At 53.2% G+C, this 6,241-nt stretch carries 2 protein-coding genes, 1 tRNA gene and 2 rRNA genes; 4 read left to right on the top strand and 1 reads right to left on the bottom strand.

All coding sequences use genetic code 11. The features are described 5' to 3' along the window. The first annotated feature begins 2 nt into the window (after positions 1 to 2). The 3 genes from JFU37_RS04225 (at position 3) to rrf (ending at position 3,477) form a co-directional block, all read left to right on the top strand. A tRNA-Ala gene (locus JFU37_RS04225) sits at positions 3 to 78 on the top strand. Positions 79 to 314: 236 nt separating this feature from the next. Further along, positions 315 to 3,206: ribosomal RNA gene (locus JFU37_RS04220) — 23S ribosomal RNA — on the top strand. Between the two features lie 155 nt (positions 3,207 to 3,361). Continuing rightward, positions 3,362 to 3,477: ribosomal RNA gene (rrf, locus tag JFU37_RS04215) — 5S ribosomal RNA — on the top strand. Between the two features lie 79 nt (positions 3,478 to 3,556). Here rrf and JFU37_RS04210 read toward each other — a convergent pair. Continuing rightward, positions 3,557 to 3,991 carry a hypothetical protein gene (locus JFU37_RS04210; RefSeq protein WP_201113230.1) on the bottom strand — a complete coding sequence of 145 codons (435 nt, stop codon included), beginning with the start codon at positions 3,989 to 3,991 and terminating at the stop codon, positions 3,557 to 3,559. 357 nt (positions 3,992 to 4,348) lie between these two features. On the opposite strand from JFU37_RS04210, the gene mrdA reads away from it, so the two are divergent. After that, positions 4,349 to 6,241: a penicillin-binding protein 2 gene (mrdA, locus tag JFU37_RS04205; RefSeq protein ID WP_201113228.1), complete on the top strand. Its 1,893-nt coding sequence runs from the start codon at positions 4,349 to 4,351 to the stop codon at positions 6,239 to 6,241.

Raw genomic sequence — 6,241 nt, 5'->3', positions numbered from 1 at the left:
ACGGGGCCATAGCTCAGCTGGGAGAGCGCCTGCCTTGCACGCAGGAGGTCAACGGTTCGATCCCGTTTGGCTCCACCACTAACTGCTTCTGACTTGTAAAGCTTAGAAATGAGCATTCCATCGTGACGATGGTGAATGTTGATTTCTGATCTTTAAGATTAGATCGTTCTTTAAAAATTTGGGTATGTGATAGAAAGATAGACTGAACGTTACTTTCACTGGTAACGGATCAGGCTAAGGTAAAATTTGTGAGTAATTGCGAATTTTCGGCGAATGTCGTCTTCACAGTATAACCAGATTGCTTGGGGTTATATGGTCAAGTGAAGAAGCGCATACGGTGGATGCCTTGGCAGTCAGAGGCGATGAAAGACGTGGTAGCCTGCGAAAAGCTTCGGGGAGTCGGCAAACAGACTTTGATCCGGAGATGTCTGAATGGGGGAACCCACCTAACATAAGTTAGGTATCTTAAGCTGAATACATAGGCTTAAGAAGCGAACCAGGGGAACTGAAACATCTAAGTACCCTGAGGAAAAGAAATCAACCGAGATTCCCTTAGTAGTGGCGAGCGAACGGGGACTAGCCCTTAAGTGGCTTTGAGATTAGCGGAACGCTCTGGAAAGTGCGGCCATAGTGGGTGATAGCCCTGTACGCGAAAATCTCTTAGTCATGAAATCGAGTAGGACGGAGCACGAGAAACTTTGTCTGAATATGGGGGGACCATCCTCCAAGGCTAAATACTACTGACTGACCGATAGTGAACTAGTACCGTGAGGGAAAGGCGAAAAGAACCCCGGAGAGGGGAGTGAAATAGATCCTGAAACCGTATGCGTACAAGCAGTGGGAGCCCACTTTGTTGGGTGACTGCGTACCTTTTGTATAATGGGTCAGCGACTTATTTTCAGTGGCGAGCTTAACCGAATAGGGGAGGCGTAGCGAAAGCGAGTCTTAATAGGGCGTCTAGTCGCTGGGAATAGACCCGAAACCGGGCGATCTATCCATGGGCAGGTTGAAGGTTGGGTAACACTAACTGGAGGACCGAACCGACTACCGTTGAAAAGTTAGCGGATGACCTGTGGATCGGAGTGAAAGGCTAATCAAGCTCGGAGATAGCTGGTTCTCCTCGAAAGCTATTTAGGTAGCGCCTCATGTATCACTGTAGGGGGTAGAGCACTGTTTCGGCTAGGGGGTCATCCCGACTTACCAAACCGATGCAAACTCCGAATACCTACAAGTGCCGAGCATGGGAGACACACGGCGGGTGCTAACGTCCGTCGTGAAAAGGGAAACAACCCAGACCGTCAGCTAAGGTCCCAAAGTTATGGTTAAGTGGGAAACGATGTGGGAAGGCTTAGACAGCTAGGAGGTTGGCTTAGAAGCAGCCACCCTTTAAAGAAAGCGTAATAGCTCACTAGTCGAGTCGGCCTGCGCGGAAGATGTAACGGGGCTCAAACCATACACCGAAGCTACGGGTATCACTTAGGTGATGCGGTAGAGGAGCGTTCTGTAAGCCTGTGAAGGTGAGTTGAGAAGCTTGCTGGAGGTATCAGAAGTGCGAATGCTGACATGAGTAACGACAATGGGTGTGAAAAACACCCACGCCGAAAGACCAAGGTTTCCTGCGCAACGTTAATCGACGCAGGGTTAGTCGGTCCCTAAGGCGAGGCTGAAAAGCGTAGTCGATGGAAAACAGGTTAATATTCCTGTACTTCTGGTTATTGCGATGGAGGGACGGAGAAGGCTAGGCCAGCTTGGCGTTGGTTGTCCAAGTTTAAGGTGGTAGGCTGGACTCTTAGGTAAATCCGGGAGTCTAAGGCCGAGAGCTGATGACGAGTTACCCTTTGGGTGACGAAGTGGTTGATGCCATGCTTCCAAGAAAAGCTTCTAAGCTTCAGGTAACCAGGAACCGTACCCCAAACCGACACAGGTGGTTGGGTAGAGAATACCAAGGCGCTTGAGAGAACTCGGGTGAAGGAACTAGGCAAAATGGCACCGTAACTTCGGGAGAAGGTGCGCCGGTGAGGGTGAAGCATTTACTGCGTAAGCCCATGCCGGTCGAAGATACCAGGCCGCTGCGACTGTTTATTAAAAACACAGCACTCTGCAAACACGAAAGTGGACGTATAGGGTGTGACGCCTGCCCGGTGCCGGAAGGTTAATTGATGGGGTTAGCTAACGCGAAGCTCTTGATCGAAGCCCCGGTAAACGGCGGCCGTAACTATAACGGTCCTAAGGTAGCGAAATTCCTTGTCGGGTAAGTTCCGACCTGCACGAATGGCGTAACGATGGCGGCGCTGTCTCCACCCGAGACTCAGTGAAATTGAAATCGCTGTGAAGATGCAGTGTATCCGCGGCTAGACGGAAAGACCCCGTGAACCTTTACTATAGCTTTGCACTGGACTTTGAATTTGCTTGTGTAGGATAGGTGGGAGGCTTTGAAGCGTGGACGCCAGTTCGCGTGGAGCCAACCTTGAAATACCACCCTGGCAACTTTGAGGTTCTAACTCAGGTCCGTTATCCGGATCGAGGACAGTGTATGGTGGGTAGTTTGACTGGGGCGGTCTCCTCCTAAAGAGTAACGGAGGAGTACGAAGGTGCGCTCAGACCGGTCGGAAATCGGTCGTAGAGTATAAAGGCAAAAGCGCGCTTGACTGCGAGACAGACACGTCGAGCAGGTACGAAAGTAGGTCTTAGTGATCCGGTGGTTCTGTATGGAAGGGCCATCGCTCAACGGATAAAAGGTACTCCGGGGATAACAGGCTGATACCGCCCAAGAGTTCATATCGACGGCGGTGTTTGGCACCTCGATGTCGGCTCATCACATCCTGGGGCTGAAGCCGGTCCCAAGGGTATGGCTGTTCGCCATTTAAAGTGGTACGCGAGCTGGGTTTAGAACGTCGTGAGACAGTTCGGTCCCTATCTGCCGTGGACGTTTGAGATTTGAGAGGGGCTGCTCCTAGTACGAGAGGACCGGAGTGGACGAACCTCTGGTGTTCCGGTTGTCACGCCAGTGGCATTGCCGGGTAGCTATGTTCGGAATAGATAACCGCTGAAAGCATCTAAGCGGGAAACTAGCCTCAAGATGAGATCTCACTGGGACCTTGAGTCCCCTGAAGGGCCGTCGAAGACTACGACGTTGATAGGTTGGGTGTGTAAGCGCTGTGAGGCGTTGAGCTAACCAATACTAATTGCCCGTGAGGCTTGACCATATAACACCCAAGCAATTTGCGTCGAAAGGCCAGATTGCGGTGTGTGAAGACGAAACGAACCGAAAGTTCGAGCTGTTCACAAACACCGAGATCTATCACATACCCATTCGCTGGAGCGTGATCTCGCAAGAGAAAACGACCTGGCTCCCGAATTTCTTGACGACCATAGAGCATTGGAACCACCTGATCCCATCCCGAACTCAGCAGTGAAACGATGCATCGCCGATGGTAGTGTGGGGTTTCCCCATGTGAGAGTAGGTCATCGTCAAGATTAAATTCCGAAACCCCTATCTGCGTATGCAGGTAGGGGTTTTTTTTTGCCCGCAGGAAAGTGGGACGGCACCCGGGCGTCAGCGTATCAAGAGGCCTGCCGCCCGAGCGCGCAAAGCCATCACCAGGTTGGCTGGCAGTTTTTTGATCTCGTCAGACCAAAGCGCCAAATGCCCCCGGAATTCTTTCGATTCATCATCATATTTTGACAATTCAGCGAGCAAAAAACTGTATCGACTCAGATAGGCCGCGGACAAATCGTCAGCCAGGGCTCTGGCAGGCTCTCCGGCCATTGCCAGACACCATTGCGCAATTTCGATCACCCGTTCGCCAGGTGGTCGCGGTGTTACACCATGTATGAAATTCAGAATGTATTTGTTGTAGAGCAGAGCCCCCTGCTCGGGTTCATCCGTAGGATTGCCCGGGCAAAGTCGTCGTTCCCATGGAAGGATATAAACTTTTTTATCCATCACAGCCTGGAGTACATAATCCGACGGTTTAACCAATCGCGGCATGACTTTCTCCTGGGAAAAAATACGGTTTAGCTAGGGTAGCTCATCCATAGAGGCCAATGGCTTCTATGAGAAAAATCAGACCGGGGGCATATCCGATCGACGTTTCACTGGCGCATTTGGTGTTCCGATTACGTCGATCAACCAGCAAGAAAAATGCATGAATGAGATATAGCTCTTGAGTACAACGCACGAGTCATAAAAAACCGACCATCGTTTTGGCCCTCAAGGACAGCCCTTATAGGAAATCGCACTAAAGCGATCGTGTAGTTTTTGGTATGGTGCAGCTCGTTTTTTTATGGACTGATTTCAGGCTGACGGATCGACGCCCCCTTTTATAGTCATAGAGCTGCTGCAGAAATGCCTGAACCAATACCCATCAAGGACCACGAGAATGAGAAGCGCTTGGTCAACAAGCGACTAATAGCCTGCGCCTTGTTCGTCGTTGCGATTTCCTGTGCACTGGTGGTGCGCATGTATGTGCTGCAAGTGGTGGAGTTTGATTACCACTCCACGATCTCCGAAAACAATCGCGTCCATGTCCTGCCGATCACCCCCACCCGAGGGCTGATCTATGACCGCAACGGCGTGGTTCTGGCGGATAACCGCCCCAGCTTCAACCTGACCATCACCCGTGAACGCGCAACCGATGTCAAAGAAGAACTGGATGAGGTGGTCAACCTCCTGCACTTGCCGGCTGACGACCGCACCCTGTTCGACAAGGCGATGAAGCAGGCGCGGCATCCGTTCGTGCCGGTGACCTTGTTCTATGAGCTCACCGAAGAGCAGATCGCGGTATTGGCAGTCAATGAGTTCCGTCTACCGGGAATCGATGTTGAGCCACAATTTGTTCGCCACTACCCGATGGGCGCGCATTTTGCGCATTCGATCGGCTACGTCGGTCGTATCAACGAGAAAGAATCCAAAGCCCTGGATACGGTGGAATACCGTGGCACCCAATCCATCGGCAAGACCGGTATCGAGAAATTCTACGAGTCCGAGTTGCATGGCCAGGTCGGTTACGAAGAAGTCGAAACCAACGCCCAAGGCCGCGTGCTGCGGGTGCTCAAGCACACCGATCCGATCCCTGGCAAAAACATCGTGCTTAGCCTCGATGTCAAACTTCAAGAAGCCGCCGAAGATGCTCTAGGTGATCGCCGTGGCTCGGTGGTTGCGCTCGATCCGTCGACCGGTGAAGTGTTGGCCATGGTCAGCAAACCGAGCTTCGACCCGAACCTGTTCGTCACCGGTATCAGCTTCAAGGAATACGCGGCGCTGCACGACTCCATCGATCGGCCGCTGTTCAACCGCGTCCTGCGTGGTCTCTACGCACCGGGTTCGACCATCAAGCCGGAGGTGGCCATTGCTGGCCTGGACGCTGGCGTGGTCACCCCGCAGACCCGCGTCTTCGACCCGGGTTATTACCAACTCCCGGACTACGATCACAAATACCGCAACTGGAACCACAGTGGCGACGGTTGGGTAGACATGGACGCGGCGATCATGCGCTCCAATGACACGTACTTCTATGATCTCGCCCACAAGCTGGGTATCGATCGCTTGCACGATTACATGGCGATGTTCGGCCTCGGAGAGAAGGTCTCGCTGGACATGTTTGAAGAGTCTGCCGGTCTGATGCCTTCCCAGGCCTGGAAGCGCGCCACGCGCCGTCAGGCATGGTTCCCCGGCGAGACGGTGATCCTTGGCATCGGCCAGGGCTATATGCAGGTCACACCGCTGCAGTTGGCCCAGGCAACAGCACTGATCGCCAATAAGGGCGTTTGGAATCGACCGCACCTGGCCAAAACCGTGGACGGCGTCGCACCGGTGGACGAGCATCCGATGCCGAACATCCTGCTCAAGAATCCGCATGACTGGGAACAGGTCAACCACGGCATGCAGATGGTGATGCATGACGCTCGCGGGATCGCCCGGGCGGCGGCGATAGGCGCTCAATACCGTATCGCCGGTAAGAGTGGTACCGCGCAAGTGGTGGCAATCAAGCAGGGTGAGCGCTACAACCGGGCGAAAACCCTGGAGCGTAACCGTGACAACGCGTTGTTTGTCGGGTTCGCCCCGGCTGAGCATCCGAAGATCGTCATCTCGGTGATGATTGAAAACGGCGAGGCCGGTGGTCGCGTCGCCGGTCCCGTGGTGCGGCAGATCATGGACGCCTGGTTACTTGATCAGGACGGTCACCTGAAGCCGCAATACGCCACGCCGAGTAAGCCGCCTGGCGATCCTCATGTTTAA

The organism is Pseudomonas sp. TH41, assembly GCF_016650695.1.
Taxonomy (GTDB): Bacteria; Pseudomonadota; Gammaproteobacteria; order Pseudomonadales; family Pseudomonadaceae; genus Aquipseudomonas.
This window is presented reverse-complemented; position numbering and strand designations above follow the sequence as displayed.